This is a genomic window from Microcystis sp. LE19-131.1A, assembly GCF_027532015.1.
Taxonomy (GTDB): domain Bacteria; phylum Cyanobacteriota; class Cyanobacteriia; order Cyanobacteriales; family Microcystaceae; genus Microcystis; species Microcystis ichthyoblabe_A.
In genome coordinates this window covers 1-16,037 of record NZ_JAPZSS010000249.1, presented here as the reverse complement: position 1 = coordinate 16,037, position 16,037 = coordinate 1, and the positions used below count along the sequence as shown (strand labels likewise).

The following is a 16,037-nucleotide window of genomic DNA, read 5'->3' as shown; positions in this document are numbered from 1 at the left end:
CCTGTTTTCTCCCCTTTGCTATTAATAAAAGTTATATTTTCTCTGAATTATCTCAACAAAAACTTATCTTCTCAATCGGCTTGAATAATCAATTATCTTTCTCCTGCTGCCCCCTTACTTTTTCAGCAAGCCCTAATTAGGATATGCTGAAAAAGTTTTTCGTGGGGACAGGGTGTGGGGTGTGGGGTGTGGGGTGTAGGGTTTTACCCATACGAGAAATTTTTTGTCGCAAACCCTACTTAACATCTTCCCCAACAGCCAACCCCTAACGCTCCTTTTGCCGAGGTTATCTGCCATTTTCCAATAAAAACCTTCTTTCTGCGCGAACAATTGCCTCTCTAGTGGCTAAAACTGCTTCTGTATCCACCGAAAGAGAAGTCACACCCCAAGCAATCAGATCATCGATAATTTCAGGATACTGGACGATGGCCATGCCGCAAACGGAACAGGGAATCTGTAAAACTTTTGCTTGAGTGATAATTTGTTTTAAAACTGCCCTGACTGCGGGATGACGGGCGTTAAAATATTCTGAGAAATGTTCTCGATCGCTACCTAAAAGTAATTGAGTTAAATCATTAGTACCAATAGCGATTAACTGTACCCCTGCTTGCACATAATCCCTCAATTGAAAGATTACCCCCGGTACTTCCACCATTATCCCCAATTGGAAAGAAGGGACTTGAGTGAGTAAAGCCGATTGTACCCGTTGCCGGCAGAAAATAAATTCTTCAACCCCACGGACAAAGGGAAGCAGTAAATTAATATTGGTGGCGCTGGTGGTTTGTACCCGTCGTAAAGCTTGCAATTCTAGATCAAATAGAGTCGGATCTAATATATAACCATGGGTTCCCCGACTGTCTTTAGCCGAATGTTGAGCATCAAAAGAACGGTAAAATAAAGGCTTAGGCTGGATACTAAGGGCAAATTGTGCGATTAAATCACTTAATCTCTCGATCAATGCTTCTTGATGCTCTGGTGTTAACCATTCTTCTAGATTGCGCTGAGAAAGTAACTCTAAAATCATCCATTCTGAGCGCAATAAACCGATCCCATCAATAGGCAGTTCTTGGATTCTGGCAATACTTTCAGTTTGACTGAGATTAACCATCAAACGGGTAGCAATTGCCGTCCCGTCGGTTTCTCTGGGGGGTGCTGGGGGTAAGGAAATCTGTTCCTGAGATGCTAGAGAAATAATTCCCCTCGTACCATCTACTAAAATTATCTCGCCTGAGCGGATAATTTCTGTGGCATTTTTTACCCCGACAATGGCAGGAATGGCTAATTCCCGGGCTAAGATGGCTCCATGGCTAGTTAATCCCCCCTGTTCCGTGATCATTGCTCGAATTTGGCGTAAATGGGGCAGTTTTTTCGGAGGTAAATTAGTAGTAACCAGAATGCAATCCTGAAAATTTGCCTCTGGGGAGTCGAAATTGCTGATCACTTTTGCCACTCCCGATGCCAACCCTGGGGATGCCCCTAATCCTCTTAAGGGATAATTGGAGGTAGTAGGGGTGATTTCCTGACTGTGACAGTTGAGAATATAAATTTGACCATCTAGCATCATCAGCCATTCTATGCTGGTTAAGCTGGGTTTTTCCGCTAGTAGAGATTGAACCAGTTGACAAAGGCGATCGATGGCGAAATTATCTAAACAGTAGCTTTCCTGTAAACTGGGTGCTAATAATTGTGGTGCAAGCAGATTACTGTCACTGTTGAGATAATAAGCCCTGGATTTATTGCCTAATTGCCGACTGCGTAATTGACCGGAGCGATCGATAATATAGGTATCCGGTGCCACTTCTCCATTAGCTAAACTGTGTCCTAATCCCCAAACCGCCTGAATTTGCCAGTTATCCTCATTAATGAGCACATTTCCCGCACAATTGGCTGGTAATAATGGTTGTACCAGTAAAGATAATTGAATTTTTTCTAAACCAATTCCCACTTTTCGCCAATAAAATAGACTTCTGGCGGTGAATAACTCCGCCCAGGCTTGTTTTAGGGCATTTTCTAGATTATCTGCTTTAATTCCACTGATGGGGGCGGAAAATAAACCGAGAGTTCGCCGAGCCAGATGAGCAGGTAAGGAAAAGCGCCATACTAGGCTATCCATGGATAATTGTGCCACGGCCGCCGTTAGTTCTTCTAACCAGAGAGGAGGAATTTGCGCTTGTAAAATGGCGCGGCGACTTTCTTTGGCGACTAATTGCAGAGCTTTTGGGTTATCTACGTCTAAATAGAGGGAAGACTGGGGAAAATCAGTCAGGAATGAGTCAGTATTGTTGATAGTTTCCAAAAATTCCGCAAAAATGCGGTTTAAAATGGCAAATCCCCTGATAATTGGGTATCCTCGCTGGTGTAATTCACTGGCAATAAAAGCTTTTTCCCCCACCAGGGGGCGATCAGAAGCACTAATGCGATCGAGCCAGCAGAGAATGGTCACGGGATTTGTTAAAAATGGTGAAAGGATTGTAAAATTATTGTGTGATTTTTGTAGCTTTTTAGTTCTATCTGCTATGTTAACCCAGCGTCACTATCTTGAGGATGATCTGGGAAGTGGGGTGTGGGGTGTGGAGAGGGGAGAATAAATAAAAGCAATCTCCTAACTCCTATCTCCTGACTACTGACTCCTATCTCCTTAGCTGATAAGATAGGATTCGGACAATATTCGATCGCTGCGAGAAATTGATGGACACACCTGCGAAAGTTTTGTTAGTGGATGACGAACCGGGGGTTCGTGAATCTGTGCAAGCATATCTACAGTACGGGGATGAATTCGAGGTAAGAACTGCTAGTAATGCTAACGAAGCCTGGGATTTACTCAATCAAGAAATTCCGGAATTAGTTATCTCCGATATTATGATGCCGCAGGTGGATGGCTATCAGTTTCTGAAGAAATTGCGCGAAGATGCTCGTTTTCAGACAATTCCCGTGGTTTTTCTCACTGCAAGGGGGATGACAAGCGATCGCATTCAGGGTTATAATGCTGGTTGTGATGCTTATTTATCCAAGCCTTTCGATCCCGAAGAATTAGAAGCATTAATCAAGTCTTTAATCGAGCGCCGTCGTCAATCCCTGCAAGCCACCAGCGAAAACGCTAGATTAGAAGAAATTGCCCGAGATATCCGGGAATTAAAACAGCAGGTGGGACAACAGAACACTTTTACTACCACTCCCCCCCCGATTAAAGTTGATCTGACCCCCCGGGAACAAAGTGTTTTAGATTTAGTAGCGGAGGGATTGATGAATAAAGAAATTGCCAGTCGTCTAGAAACCAGCGTTAGGAACGTAGAAAAATACGTCAGTCGCTTATTTAGCAAGACTGGTACTAATAGTCGCACGGAATTGGTACGTTTTGCCCTAAAACACGGTTTAACCAGTTAATATAGCAGCTACTGTTTGCGGCTAGAAATCCATTGGTGGTCTATCATACTTTGTGCTTTTTGTCAAAAAAACTTTTTTTTTGCAATAAAACTACACAAAAAAAAGATCATCGTTGTGGGTGAAATTGACTCATTTACCTGTCTTAATTGGGATTATCTTCTAGGTGTGGCAAGGGTTTCAAGCTTTGCTGCCCAAAAAAGTATAGAATACCCGATTATGAAATTCTATCAAATCGCTGTAACCATTGGAACATCGTTGTTAAATAAAAATCTTTCTCAATTAATTCTTAAGAATTTGTAAATATTGCAAAATATTAATTTAAATATTCTCAAGTTTTTGGAGTCAATAGATAATTTTTGCTTATCTTTGACCAACATTGGTTTAGGAGTCAGTTATCAGTTATCAGTTATCAGTTAACTGAGAAAACTCCCCACACCCTACACCCTACACCCCACACCCCACACCCCACACCCCACACCCTGTCCCCTAATGCCTAGAGAATTTCAATAATTCCTTGACTGCCATCGAGACGAATTAATTGACCATCTTTTAACAATTTCATGGCATTATGCACATCCATAACCGCCGGAATTCCGTATTCTCTGGCAATAATAGCACCATGGGATAATTGTCCCCCCACCTCGGCAATAATGCCCACAGCTTGGGATAATAAAGGGGACCATCCTGAGTCAGTATAGGGAATAACGAGAATAGTATCAGGGGCAATTTCTAGATTTTGTAGGGTTGGCATAATTTTGACTCGTCCCTCCACTGTCCCCCCACTAGCGGCAATTCCCTGTAAGCGTTTTTTGGCAGTTAAATTTGAGACTAAAAATTCTTTTTTCGGGGGTTGTCCATAGACGATATAGGGAATATCGTTTAATTGAGAGTTTTCTTGGAATTGTTGGCGACGCTGACGAATAATCTGGTTAAGATTGGCGATATTATTATTCTGACCTAACTGGATAACTTCTGAGTAGTTTAGATAAAATATATCTCCCGTCTCTGATAATATTTGTTGCTGTAACCAGAGGGTTTCCAAAGCGAGAAAATGCCAGCGTAGGTGAGCTAAAAGACGGGAGTAAATTTCAGTCACTTGGTTTTTGATATTTAATCTTTTTTGGACATTGTGGGAAGATTTGACTTTTTTCTGGCTATTATTGCCCGGACTATCTAAGGGTAGTTGTAGCAGATATGGGGGATTTTCTCGCCATCTCGGTATCGAAATATCGGTTCCCACTTCGCTTAAATAACCGTAGGTTTCTAACCAGAGGGAAAAAGCTGAGTCAAAATCTCGATCGAGCGTATTTTTTCTCAGTTCAGATAGCGATCGCATTGAGGCTATTTCCGGTGCTTGAGAGTTATCCAATTTCTCAAAAGGTACTCGCGAGATACTGCGACGCAAAGCGAAGCTAAGGGGGGCAAGAATACTATAATAGGTGGCTTTTTTTAAGACGGTTAAAATCTCCTCAATTTGCTCTAAAATCTCCCCTGAAGATAAAGCTTCTAGGGAAGTAGCGTTAATTTTTTCGAGCGTTGGGATAAAATAGGTTTTTTGATCTTGGCTAAAGTCTTTTTCTAACTGTAATTCCCGTCCTAAAAGTTTTAATAAACCAGGGGAATTAGCCAAGGTTGCCGTTAACGGTGGTTTGGTAAACTTTGACCCTTTGGTCAGGAATTCTAAGCTTTCTGGAGGTAATCCCATGCGACGGAAAATTGTGCCTAATAAAGAAGCATTAAAATAGGCTCTTTGATAGTGTAAAGTCGCTGTTTCATTGAAGTCCAAATCGAGGGCTTTTTTGTCTAAAACTAACTGGAAAATATCTCCCCAAACTCCACAGGTTAAAGGACGATTAATCGACCAAGGCAAAGGACGAATCACTCCGGGAATAACTTCAGCTGCGATTTTTCTTGTCCAAATTGGCTGTAAATTAGTGATAGGACGGCACTGTAATAACCATAATTTGTGTCCGTCATGAGTCCATTCTATATCTTGGGGAATGCCATGATCAAGGGTTTCTAATTGCCGACAAAGATTAGCTACCTGTTGAATAATAGCCGGGGGAATATCTCCCGCTCCGATGATAATATTTTCTTCTAAATTAACTCGATAACTTTCGGGGGTGACTCTCCCCGATACAACTCTGGTGGCATCTCCGGGTAAAGCTTCAATAACCACATCTAAACTGAGAGGATTAATCGGATCACGACTGAAGGCAACCCCCGAAAAAACTCCTCGAATTTGTTCTTGAATTAACACAGCCATGGCCGTGTTTTCTTGACCTCGATCGAGTCGATAATTAACAGCATTAGGACTATTATAGGAGGTTTGGCAACTTAAAATCGCCGCCGCTAAATTTTCTTGATCAACAACGTTAAGAATTGTGGTATATTGTCCCGCAGATGAAGCGGTTTCACCATCTTCTCCAATAGCGGAAGAGCGCACGACTAAGGGATGATTAATATCAGGATGAAGAGATTCTATTAACGGTTGTGGATCATCTCCTGGTGGTAAAATCCAACCCCTAGGAATGGGATAACCGGCACGCTTAAGCTCGGCTAAAGTGGCGGCCTTTTGTCCCACTTTTGAAGCTGCTAGATTGTCATCAAGAGTTTGGATCGATCGATCTCCACGAAAAAAACGAAACATAGTTTTTGATTCATTGTTAACATTTGCTTCAGGTAAGTCTAAATCGTCGGCGATTTTTTGAAAAATTGCCCCTAATAAACAGGCTAAAGCAATGGCAGTTATAATATAACCTGAATCGTGGGGACGGCGCAAGGTGAGAATTAAAGCTAATAAAAATAATCCTACCAATCTACCCGTAGATTTTTCTCGAAAAATAGTAAAGCTAATCCCACTAATGATTGAGGTGAGAAAAACAGCGACAAAATCGTGAACGATTAATCCCCAGAAAACATTAGTAGTTCCCGCACCTTTTCCTAACCAATAGCGCCCCATGACTAAGGCAATTAAAGCTAATAATTCCCACGTGGAGCCGGTGGGAAAAAATAAACGGGTTAGGAGAATAACGATAATTCCCTTGGCTGCTTCCGAAATTACCGCCAAAATTCCCACTAATTTACCCCCATGGTAAAAAGCGGCAGTTACACCGATATTACCAGTACCTAATTGGGATAATTTACGTCCAGTTACGAGATAATTTATCCAATCAATCAGAGGCAATCCCCCGATAATAGGACAGACTAGAAAAATAAATAGGGATCCCGAAATTTCTCTCATTTAAAATGCGTCTTAGTTTACGATCTTGTCTTAGTAACGACCTTGAGAACATGAACACGAAAGCGATAAAATAAATTGAGCTTAATGGCTTAAAACTCAAGCAGATGGAGCAAATAAAGGCAATAATTGCGGATTTTAAGCGGCAAAATCAACCCCTCAAACTGAAGAAAAAAGCGAAAAGAGTAAGGTGGACGATGCACACCCTACAGACTTAAGAAAATCTGATTGACAGTGAGATTTAATTCCGTGAAAGTCTGAGAAATTAGGCGATCACTATCTCGAAATTGCCGAATTTGATATTCTTCCTCAACTAAGCGACAAACAGAGATGGTCGGTTGTTTAGAAGTGCCAAGAAAATTACGCCCACCCAAGGCTGCATAATCGACAATCCAATATTCAGGAATACCCATTTCTTCATAATCAGCAAATTTTAAGTAGTAATCATCACGCCAGTTAGTCGATACCACTTCAATTATCAGAGGGATAGATGCACCCTCACTAAGGATTGATTCTTTTTTCCATAATTTTTCCTGAGCGAGCTTGGTTCGATTTAGCACTAATACATCAGGAAAATAACCAGAGTTTTTACCAGCAGGTCTGACAATCGCTTGGTTAGGAATTAAATAAGGAAGACCCAGTCTATCAATTATTCCACTGAGTTTAACAGTTAAAAATCCTTTGATTTCCTCGTGTTCTCCTGCGGGTTGTGCCATTTCAATAATATTTCCCTTGTGTAGCTCATAACGTACTCCAGAATTTTCAGGCAGCCAAGGGACGAATTCCTCGAAATTAACAGTTTTAGGTAGGGTTTGGCTCATAGCTGGCAAAATAGCTTTCTCTCTCTACTAACTTCCTTGGCTCTATTTTACCTTGAATGTAAAATAGGCATTGCCCACCCGACAAACTCTCTACACAATCTGCGATCGCACTATCGCTGCCAAAAACGATGAGGACGAAACCAAAAATATAATTGGTGACGACGGCGAGGTTCATAAAAGGAGTCAGTTGCCAGTTAGTTTTTAGATCTCCATTTGGCAATATTACACCCTCATAAAATTCTTTACCACCGGAGCCGCCTAGTAAGTTTATGATCGGGTCTCCTTGATTAACGCTGAATGTTACAGCCCCTCCTGATGATGAAGACGATGTCGGTGGCTTAGATGTGTAGTTATAGCGCTTTTCACGTTACTGAGGTATCGACAAGTTTTGCCAACAAAGGGTTTAAGCCTCTTGCCCATGGCTCATTCTGATGAAAAATGCTATGATTGCTTTGAGCGCATAGAGACAAGTGCTAATATTAGGAACAACAGCTTCGGAAATTTCCGATCCTCCTGGATAATAAATATAGCTATCGGAAATTTCCAATCCCTCTGGATAATTTGTCGGGGGAACGGCGAACGTAGGGATTTCCCTGGCAAGGGCTTCGGAAATTTCTGATTCTCCTGGATAATAGATATAGCTATCGGAAATTTCCAATCCCCCTGGATAATAGGTATAGCTAAATGTGTTATATTTTGGGTCATCAGAAAATGCCGGGGGACGTAATTGAAGAATTTCTGCACCCAATACCCTAGAGCAATCTTTAAATGGCATATATTGTTTAACCATCGACATTTACTTGGTAATTAATAACGGGAAAAAGTGAGAGATTTAAACGGAACTACACTGATGGACAAAATTAACAAATCAACTCTGCTGTAACTCATACTACTCAGTCCTCTATGCTAAGATGATCCAAAAAACGCAGGTCTTTAAATTGATGGGCAAAAAAATTTTAACTTTACTCAATAACCAAGGAGTTATACATAGATGTTTATTTTTGACAGTAAAACCGATATTTTAATTGATTCTCAGGAATTAACCTTTAAAAGTGAATATTTTTGTGACTTTTCTCGCTATTTTCAGAATCGAGAATTTGTCAACGGAGATGCTTTACAACTCAGTGGTGATCATTTTGAAGGGTATCTTTCAAGGATCATCATCGATGAAGTGATGTTAGAATTATCGCAACGTAATTGTTTAATAAATGTTGTGGGAGTAGTCCATTCTAAAATGTGGGTTTTTGCGATTCCTATTCAGGTGAATTCCGTCTTCTTCCAAAATTTGTACTCATTAGAAAATAACTATCTTGGGATTGTCCCCCCTAAATCAGAAATTTCCATTTTTCAACATCCCTTTTCCAATCGTTTTCAGCTTTACGTTCATGATAATTATCTGCAACAATTGTGCCAAAATTTAGAGCTACCAGAAGCGAAAAAGTTTTTAAATTCTTCCGCTTCTTCTGTTGTGATTTGCCCATCGGAAAAAATTCGTCATCTCCAACAATCTTGTCATCAACTTTATCGAATGCTATTTAATTTAGATCGTCAACAAATATCTTGGCAAAGAAAAGCATTAAGATTAAATTTTGTCAGGCAAAAATTAAAAGAAGAAATTGTCAAAGATTTTCTTTTGACTTTAGCAGTAACCAAAGATATTAAAACCCCCAAAAACGCTATCAGACGCACCTCTATCCTCAAAAAAGCAGAAGAAATGATGAGAAAAAATCTGCGTTCTGATCTGACTATTCCAGCGATTTGTCAAGAATTAAAAGTAAGTCAACGCACCTTAGAATATATATTTAAAGACTTCTATCAAATGTCTCCTTACAATTATTTTAAGTTGCTTCGTCTTAATGCTTTACATCAATCTCTTAACCAAAATAATCAGACAAAATTAACTTATGAAATTGCCGAAGAATTAGGTTTTTTTCATCGAGGATATCTGGCCTCTGATTATAAAAAACTGTTTGGTTACTTCCCCTCTGAAACCTAAAAAAATAGTAGGGGTAGGAATTAGGATTATTTTTGCTTTGAGAACTCAATTCCTAACTCCTCTTCCAATTCAGTGCCTCTCCCGTACTTGTTTGGTAGGGGCGTATATTGTACGCCCTTTCTTCGATCTCATAACCTCAAGAGAGCCATTAATAATTAGCCCCATCGAGATTAATTTACTTAATTCCCACTAAAAAAGTTGTACCGATCGCCATAATTGCCAATCCGATTAACTTACTAATTAGAGTCGCTTGCTTGGCTAATTTTTCCTTGATGACACTGCCAAGGAAAAAAGCCCCAGATGCGATCGCTAATTGGATGACGGTAAAACCGATTAAATAGGCAACTAAAGCGGCAACTCGCGCCCCGATAATTGATTCTCCGTAGGCATAACCGTGGAAAATTCCCGCAATCATTGCCAGAGTTGCCAGAGCGATCGTATAGAGATTAGAATGATTTTGTAACCCTTTTTTCAGGGTTAAAATTAGTCCAAAAATCACCACAGAAAGGGCAACAATCCCTTCAGGAAAAAGTAAATTTATTCCCTGTAAATGAATCCCCGTCCCGATTAAAGTAGCAATCGCAAAAGCGATCGGAATCAATAAACCCTGTTCCATCCCCACAGCAATTAAACCACTAGCCACCACAAAAGCTAAATGATCTAAACCGATAACCGGGTGAGCTAAACCCGATAAAAATCCGTTTAAAAAATTATCGGGAGTTTGCCCTGCCATGGCATGATGGGCGAGGGTTTTGCTGGCAAAAATTAACAGAAAGAGAGGGACAATAGTTAATATCTTTGTCCAGCTTTGACGAAAAATTATCTTCATTGATTACCTCAAAATTATGATTCGGAAACCCGCGCAACAATCGCCCGATGTCGGGGACTGGTGGGGGTAATGATCGGTGCTTGAAACCCCGCTTCAACTAATGCCTGTTCGATATCGAGAGTAAAATATTGATCGAGATAGGGTTCGGTACTCTTGAGTAAGGTGAGGACATAAGGGGGCATTTTTCGATAAATTTCCGAGCGCGGATTCATATCCATCAGCGTCAAATAACCCCCCGATCGCAATAAACGACGCGCTTCGGCGAAAATTTCTCTAGTAGCCTGTTGGGGTAGTTCGTGAAACATTAAAAACGAAGATACCAGATCGTAGGACTGACTGGGTAATTGAGTTTTTTCCGCAGCCGCGTGTTGCCATTGAATCGTCTTTTGTTTTTGTTGAGCCTGGTATTGAGCAACTGCTAAATAGTAGGGAGAGAGATCCAACCCAGTTACCCGCGCTTGCGGATAAGTATCTTGCAGCGCAAAGCTACTCATGCCGACACTACAGCCTAAATCGACAATATCGTTAATTTTTGCCTTGATTTGCTCCTTTAATATCCGGTGATATTCCCGTCGCAATCGCGGGTCGCCGTCCATCCCCGCCCCGGGCCAGATGGTAGAATGGACAGCATAGGCGGCAGATTCTACCTCAAAAGCTGGCAACCAGTCTAAATTGCCCTTTTCGTAAGCGTGGAAAGAACAAACATAGTATTCGGGATAGACGAGATCGGGATTTTCTACCGCTTGCAGTTCCTGACTCCAATCCCGTTGCTGCCATTGTTTGACGGTTTCTCGCCAAGGTACGCCTAGTTTTTCGGCTCTTTTAATCATCATATTGCGGGCCTGATAGCGAGCGATGTCAAAAAGCGGTTTTATGCCGAGAATACGGTTAACTAGACCAGAAACAGGATTAAAGGAGGCCGGAACGGGTGTAACTGTCATAGAAAAGCTTCGATCGTAAATTTTCCCTTTTTTATCTTATAACAGTGATCAGTCATCAGTAATCAGTAATCGGTGAAAAGACAGCACTGTTATGGCCATTTAATACTGCTCAGTTAATACCACTCACTGAAAACTCACATCTAATAACTGTTGACTGATAACAGCAAAAAGCTCCCTAACCCCCATCTTGCCAATTTTTAAGTAGGTAGGTGTTGAAAACTTTCAGATGCCCCCCTTATTAAGGGGGGATTAAGGGGGGATCGGCACCCCCCTTATTAAGGGGGGATTAAGGGGGGATCGGCACCCCCTTATTAAGGGGGAATCCATCTTCAATTTAATTATAACCAGCTACTTATTATGAGAACAATCGCTGAAATCAACGACAAAATTGCTAAAAAAACTGCTGTAGTCTGGACAGTAGAGGAATTAAAAAGCCGCGTGAGCGAGATGGGAATTAAGGAGGTTTTTTCCCAAGTAGATGTGGTTTGTACGGGAACCTTTGAACCGATGGAATCTTCGGGGGCAATTATTAATTTAGGTCAGACGGATCCGCCGATAAAAGTTCGTCAATGTTGGTTAGATGGGATTCCTGCTTATGCTGGTTTTGGGGCGGTGGATTTATATTTAGGAGCCAGTGCTATTAGTGATCTAGCGGCCAAAAATGAGAATTTAGAGGGAGAAAATCCCGAAAGGGGCGGCGGACATATTATTGAGGATTTAATCGCTGGAAAATCGATTCAATTGCGCGCTGTCGGCCAGGCCACTGATTGTTATCCTCGCACTTCTTTTGAAACGATTATTTCTAAGGATACTATCAATCAATTTTATCTTTTTAATCCTCGCAATCTCTACCAGAATTTTATCGTCGGAGTCAATGGGGGAGAGCGGACTTTATATACTTATTTGGGACCACTACAGCCACGATTAGGTAATGCAGTGTATTCTAACCCCGGGGCAATTTCTCCCCTGTTAAATGACCCAGATTTAGAGGCTATAGGCATCGGTACGCGCATTTTTTTGGGAGGAGGAATCGGTTATATTGCCTGGGAAGGAACCCAACATTTTCCCCTGCAAAAACGCCTACAAAATCGAACTCCTATTGGTCCCGCTTCCACCTTAGCCTTAATTGGGGATGCTAAACAAATGAATGCTCGCTGGGTGCGGGGTTGTTATTTCAAAAATTATGGGGCTTCTTTAATGTTAGGGGTAGCAGTACCGATTCCGATTTTAAGCGAGGAAATCGTTCGACATTGTGCCGTAAAAGATGAGGAAATTGTCGCTCCAGTGGTGGATTTTTCGATTCCCCGGCGAGTCCGTCCTACCTTTGGTTTAATCACCTACGCTAAACTAAAAAGCGGTCGGATTATGATCGAGGGAAAAAGTGTGAGGGTGGCTCCTTTGGCCAGTATTTCCCTGTCCCGGGAAGCCGCTTTAGAATTAAAAGCACTGATCGAATCGGGAGAATTTACCCTCACAGAACCCGTGGCAAAAATTAATCTAGAGCGGACTTTTATTCCCCAGGATCGTTGGGGTGGAAAATTATCAATTGAGTGAGGAGTTAAGGGATTGCGTGCAGGCGGCACAACTACAATTAAGATGACGTAAAATCGGATTTTCTTCCCCGGTTGTCTTGGCGATAATCATGTCACCTAAGTTCTTGGTATTGAAACTAGGATGAAAGGACTCTGGGGCAGCTTGTCCAGAGTTAGTGGTAACTGCTAGGGCTAATAAACTAGCGGAAGCAGTGGCAAGAATAACGACTTTTTGATTCATAAGTTTGCGGGAATTATTAGCAATGAATACCACTGATTATAACACTGCCCCCTGCCGATCGCCTCCGTTAACGACCTAAAAGATTGGCAATATCAGCACATCCCCCCGGAATGGTTGAGCGGGACTTTTCCCCACACCAACGACAACAATAGTGACGTTGTTCCTCGCTCATGTTTTTCACCCCGGTAAAATTGACATTTTCTACCACTGCTCCCGTGTGTTCTCCGCTGTCATAATTGGGGGGAACGGTACGACTGCGGGGGGTAGCATTTTCTAGGGAACCATAAAATAAACGCATCCCTTTGATATCTGCCCCTCTTAAATTAGCTTCGTAGAGAATTGTCCGCGATACATTTGCTTTCACCAAATCGCTATAACTTAAATCGGCCCGCACCATATTCGCTTCGCTTAAATCCGTCCAGCGCAGATCCTGCCCAGAAATGTCGGCCCCCGCTAACATTACCCCCAATTGTACTACTCTTGTACCGAACTCTCGATCCTCCGCATAACCCCCTTCCCCGTCTAGAATCGGTCGGCCTAGATAACGATCGCGTTTAATCGGTGATAATAGCCGCGATTGACTCAAAAAACGCAGTATTTTCGCTTTCCCAGAGGCATCGACACTGCTGAGGATAGAAGCGGTGCGACCTTCTGCGATCGCTCTTTCCTGGGGCCAATCTTCTAAAAATCCCTCCTCATCTAAGGCTAGATCGGAAATCCCCTGAAAATAGGAATCGATCGTCTGTTGTTGGGTAATGCGATTTTGCTGTATGGTTAAATCCTTAGAAATAACGTACTGTTCCCAGGCCACATAGACAGCTAACACGGCGATCATAATTTGTCCCAAGGCCCCCACCCACTCGGCCCAGGAACCGAACTCATCGTATTTAAAACTCTCCAACCATCGCAATATGCGATCGTAAACCCCTAAATATTTCCCTAATCCGGCCAGAGCAGCTATAAAAACGATAAAGGCAAAAACCGTCTGACGTTCAGAGGGGGTGAGATAATGGGCGATCCACTGGCGAATAGAGGGCAAAATCACCTGTAAAGATATTAATATCGCTACTATCGCCCCAGAAAAGCCTAACCAGTCCCAGCTAAAGACGAGGCCGATAGTCATCACCATCAGGGGGGCCAACAGTAACCCCGCGTTACCCGGCCGAAGATCTTTTAATAGTAGGATGCGCTGACGCAGAGGATTACGCGAAGATAAAGAGGAGACGTATTCGGAGGCATCGGGGGCCGATAAACTGGTTTTACCGTTATTTTCGGGGTTATCAGCCCTATTTTCCACGGTGAGTTTTTCTGGGTCTTTGCGATCGCTCATATTAATCCTTGTCAAGAGAAAATAATTCCACACCGAAAACTGAGGTGAAAACTCTCGATAAATCTTGCTGTACTTGCCTAAGACTAATATTAGGCAGAAACTGCTGTAAACTGCCCACGGGTTTATTAGCAATCCCACAGGGAATAATTTCGGCAAAACCGCTTAAATCCGGACAAACATTAATGGCAAAACCATGATAGGTAATCCAACGACTAACTTTAATACCGATCGCCGCTATTTTATACCCTTCTACCCATACCCCCGTCAAGCCCCCGATTCTTTCCCCCGACAATCCATAAATAGCGATAGTTTGCAGGATGACTTCTTCTAATTGTCGCAAATACCAGTGTAAATCCTGCTGATAATAGCGCAAATTGAGGATCGGATAGCCCACTAACTGCCCCGGACAGTGATAGGTGACTTCACCTCCTCGCTCGATTCTGTACACTTCTTTGTCGGTTTTGTCAAGATTAAATTTAACAAACTTAATATCTGAACCGGTACCGAGGGTGTAAACGGGGGGATGTTCCAGTAGGAGCAGCACATCGGGTAAGTTAGGATTAGCAATTCTCGCCTCCACCAGCGATCGCTGGTGCGCCCAGGCCAGAGAATAGGGGGTAATTGCCTGAATTTTTAGCTCACAGAGACGAGGTATTTTTTGAGCATTCATCGAGAGATATGATTGGTCAAATTATTTAAGAAATGTGGAAGATCACCAAGGAAAATTAAAAGAAGGGAAGAATAGATGTGGGGTAGAATAGTAAGTGCTAATCTAAAGTTATCCCATCTATCATCTCTTGGGATAACTATACACCAGTTTATCCTCATCAGCACCAACAAAGCACCAGAACAACGCTAATTCAAGTCTGAATTGTCCCAGGGATTTGACTTTGCAGATGCTTATCGTATCTTTAACCTACCGATAGTTGTTGAATTGGATGAGCGAGAGAATTATGGAGAAGATCGCTTTGTTGCTATTGGTTTATTAGATGGACGAGTTGTCGTTATTGTCTATACTGAACCTGACGCTGAAATAATTCGTATTGTATCTTTAAGAAAAGCATTATCTTATGAACGAAAATATTATGAGCAATATCTCAAAAACAGATTGGAATAGAATTGATGAAATGAAAGATGAGGATATTGACACTTCTGATATTCCTCCTCTATCAGAGGATTTTTGGGCTAAAGCACAACTGCGAATGCCTAATCCTCCTGTTACTGTAGAAGTTGAAGTCGATCCAGAAACTTTTGCCTGGTTTCAAGCCCAAGGAGGAACGGCACAACAACAAATGTCTGTCGCATTGAAAATTTATGCCCAAGCAAATAAGGCTTGTTCTTCACATACAACTACTAATCGCTAAGAGTAGGTAGGCTGGGTTCTTCGTTTTATCAAGCAAGAAAATGTGCTGTGCAACTTTTACTTTTTTTAACAAAAACTTGCCTAAAAACTATTGATTTTGATTGGTAGTGTTGCTACAGTATGAAAAACAAATCTATTGGAGGAAATTCCACCATGAAAACCAAGAAACTGACACCCCGTAACTCTGCTCCCGTCCAACGGGAAAATGCCGCTACCGTCTCTCGTGATGGCAATGCGATCGCTCAACTTGGTTGGGGAACTTTTTGTGTGGGAGAGGATGGGGATGGCAATTGTGAAGAGTGGTACGAACTGCCATTTGCGGGAGACGACGCGGAGTAATGCTCCCGATTCGAGCATCG

General features: G+C 42.0%; 16 protein-coding genes. 6 read left to right on the top strand and 10 right to left on the bottom strand.

Annotation, left to right across the window (positions count from 1 at the left end; translation table 11 throughout):
* Nucleotides 1-286: 286 nt before the first annotated feature.
* Nucleotides 287-2,443 (bottom strand): putative PEP-binding protein, encoded by a 2,157-nt coding sequence (locus O9323_RS18125; protein ID WP_002776027.1) that lies wholly within the window; start codon nt 2,441-2,443, stop codon nt 287-289.
* A 245-nt stretch (nt 2,444-2,688) separates the two neighbouring features.
* On the opposite strand from O9323_RS18125, the gene O9323_RS18120 reads away from it, so the two are divergent.
* A complete protein-coding gene (locus O9323_RS18120; protein WP_002737332.1) occupies nt 2,689-3,384 on the top strand; it encodes a response regulator transcription factor in 696 nt (231 codons plus the stop codon).
* Nucleotides 3,385-3,877: 493 nt separating this feature from the next.
* Here the strand turns inward: O9323_RS18120 and O9323_RS18115 are convergent, their stop codons facing one another.
* The 4 genes from O9323_RS18115 to O9323_RS18100 form a co-directional block, all read right to left on the bottom strand.
* Nucleotides 3,878-6,628, bottom strand: a complete 2,751-nt coding sequence (locus O9323_RS18115; protein ID WP_288125524.1) for a glycerol-3-phosphate acyltransferase — start codon at nt 6,626-6,628, stop codon at nt 3,878-3,880.
* A gap of 203 nt (nt 6,629-6,831) precedes the next feature.
* Nucleotides 6,832-7,446, bottom strand: a complete 615-nt coding sequence (locus tag O9323_RS18110) for a Uma2 family endonuclease (protein WP_002753162.1) — start codon at nt 7,444-7,446, stop codon at nt 6,832-6,834.
* On the bottom strand, nt 7,427-7,666 hold the full coding sequence (locus tag O9323_RS18105; protein WP_002753163.1) for a hypothetical protein: 240 nt from the start codon (nt 7,664-7,666) through the stop codon (nt 7,427-7,429). Before O9323_RS18105 ends, O9323_RS18110 begins: the two co-directional genes overlap by 20 nt.
* 183 nt (nt 7,667-7,849) lie before the next feature.
* Nucleotides 7,850-8,236 (bottom strand): hypothetical protein, encoded by a 387-nt coding sequence (locus O9323_RS18100; RefSeq protein WP_272072089.1) that lies wholly within the window; start codon nt 8,234-8,236, stop codon nt 7,850-7,852.
* A gap of 201 nt (nt 8,237-8,437) precedes the next feature.
* On the opposite strand from O9323_RS18100, the gene O9323_RS18095 reads away from it, so the two are divergent.
* The gene (locus O9323_RS18095; RefSeq protein ID WP_193977071.1) at nt 8,438-9,442 is read left to right on the top strand and encodes a helix-turn-helix domain-containing protein; all 1,005 of its coding nucleotides are present in this window, start codon (nt 8,438-8,440) and stop codon (nt 9,440-9,442) included.
* A gap of 175 nt (nt 9,443-9,617) precedes the next feature.
* On the opposite strand, the gene O9323_RS18090 is transcribed toward O9323_RS18095, so the two are convergent.
* Nucleotides 9,618-10,271 (bottom strand): HupE/UreJ family protein, encoded by a 654-nt coding sequence (locus tag O9323_RS18090; RefSeq protein WP_149106688.1) that lies wholly within the window; start codon nt 10,269-10,271, stop codon nt 9,618-9,620.
* Between the two features lie 14 nt (nt 10,272-10,285).
* Complete coding sequence (locus O9323_RS18085; RefSeq protein WP_002736498.1) at nt 10,286-11,212, bottom strand: class I SAM-dependent methyltransferase; 927 nt, start codon at nt 11,210-11,212, stop codon at nt 10,286-10,288.
* Between the two features lie 357 nt (nt 11,213-11,569).
* Here O9323_RS18085 and O9323_RS18080 point away from each other — a divergent pair, with 357 nt between their 5' ends.
* Nucleotides 11,570-12,766 (top strand): homocysteine biosynthesis protein, encoded by a 1,197-nt coding sequence (locus O9323_RS18080; protein WP_149106687.1) that lies wholly within the window; start codon nt 11,570-11,572, stop codon nt 12,764-12,766.
* On the opposite strand, the gene O9323_RS18075 is transcribed toward O9323_RS18080, so the two are convergent.
* From O9323_RS18075 to lipB, 3 genes are all read right to left on the bottom strand, one after another.
* Nucleotides 12,755-12,985: a hypothetical protein gene (locus O9323_RS18075; RefSeq protein ID WP_024969678.1), complete on the bottom strand. Its 231-nt coding sequence runs from the start codon at nt 12,983-12,985 to the stop codon at nt 12,755-12,757. The genes O9323_RS18080 and O9323_RS18075 overlap by 12 nt on opposite strands.
* A 67-nt stretch (nt 12,986-13,052) precedes the next feature.
* A complete protein-coding gene (locus O9323_RS18070) occupies nt 13,053-14,315 on the bottom strand; it encodes a pentapeptide repeat-containing protein (RefSeq protein ID WP_288125523.1) in 1,263 nt (420 codons plus the stop codon).
* Between the two features lies 1 nt (nt 14,316).
* Entirely contained in the window at nt 14,317-14,985 is a 669-nt protein-coding gene (gene lipB / locus O9323_RS18065; protein WP_288125522.1) for a lipoyl(octanoyl) transferase LipB, read from the bottom strand.
* Nucleotides 14,986-15,186: 201 nt separating this feature from the next.
* Between lipB and O9323_RS18060 the strand changes: the two genes are divergently transcribed.
* From O9323_RS18060 to O9323_RS18050, 3 genes are all read left to right on the top strand, one after another.
* On the top strand, nt 15,187-15,432 hold the full coding sequence (locus O9323_RS18060) for a BrnT family toxin (RefSeq protein ID WP_036387775.1): 246 nt from the start codon (nt 15,187-15,189) through the stop codon (nt 15,430-15,432).
* Entirely contained in the window at nt 15,386-15,679 is a 294-nt protein-coding gene (locus O9323_RS18055; protein ID WP_288125521.1) for a hypothetical protein, read from the top strand. Before O9323_RS18060 ends, O9323_RS18055 begins: the two co-directional genes overlap by 47 nt.
* A 152-nt stretch (nt 15,680-15,831) precedes the next feature.
* On the top strand, nt 15,832-16,017 hold the full coding sequence (locus O9323_RS18050) for an anacyclamide/piricyclamide family prenylated cyclic peptide (protein ID WP_024969682.1): 186 nt from the start codon (nt 15,832-15,834) through the stop codon (nt 16,015-16,017).
* The last annotated feature ends 20 nt before the right edge of the window (nt 16,018-16,037 follow it).

Excerpts from the sequence above, each read along its gene's own strand:
- O9323_RS18120 (WP_002737332.1), top strand. The coding sequence starts at position 2,689 with ATGGACACACCTGCGAAAGTTTTGTTAGTGGATGACGAACCGGGGGTT.
- O9323_RS18115 (WP_288125524.1), bottom strand. The coding sequence starts at position 6,628 with ATGAGAGAAATTTCGGGATCCCTATTTATTTTTCTAGTCTGTCCTATT.
- O9323_RS18110 (WP_002753162.1), bottom strand. The coding sequence starts at position 7,446 with ATGAGCCAAACCCTACCTAAAACTGTTAATTTCGAGGAATTCGTCCCT.
- O9323_RS18100 (WP_272072089.1), bottom strand. The coding sequence starts at position 8,236 with ATGGTTAAACAATATATGCCATTTAAAGATTGCTCTAGGGTATTGGGT.
- O9323_RS18095 (WP_193977071.1), top strand. The coding sequence starts at position 8,438 with ATGTTTATTTTTGACAGTAAAACCGATATTTTAATTGATTCTCAGGAA.
- O9323_RS18090 (WP_149106688.1), bottom strand. The coding sequence starts at position 10,271 with ATGAAGATAATTTTTCGTCAAAGCTGGACAAAGATATTAACTATTGTC.
- O9323_RS18085 (WP_002736498.1), bottom strand. The coding sequence starts at position 11,212 with ATGACAGTTACACCCGTTCCGGCCTCCTTTAATCCTGTTTCTGGTCTA.
- O9323_RS18080 (WP_149106687.1), top strand. The coding sequence starts at position 11,570 with ATGAGAACAATCGCTGAAATCAACGACAAAATTGCTAAAAAAACTGCT.
- O9323_RS18075 (WP_024969678.1), bottom strand. The coding sequence starts at position 12,985 with ATGAATCAAAAAGTCGTTATTCTTGCCACTGCTTCCGCTAGTTTATTA.
- O9323_RS18070 (WP_288125523.1), bottom strand. The coding sequence starts at position 14,315 with ATGAGCGATCGCAAAGACCCAGAAAAACTCACCGTGGAAAATAGGGCT.
- lipB (WP_288125522.1), bottom strand. The coding sequence starts at position 14,985 with ATGAATGCTCAAAAAATACCTCGTCTCTGTGAGCTAAAAATTCAGGCA.
- O9323_RS18055 (WP_288125521.1), top strand. The coding sequence starts at position 15,386 with ATGAACGAAAATATTATGAGCAATATCTCAAAAACAGATTGGAATAGA.
- O9323_RS18050 (WP_024969682.1), top strand. The coding sequence starts at position 15,832 with ATGAAAACCAAGAAACTGACACCCCGTAACTCTGCTCCCGTCCAACGG.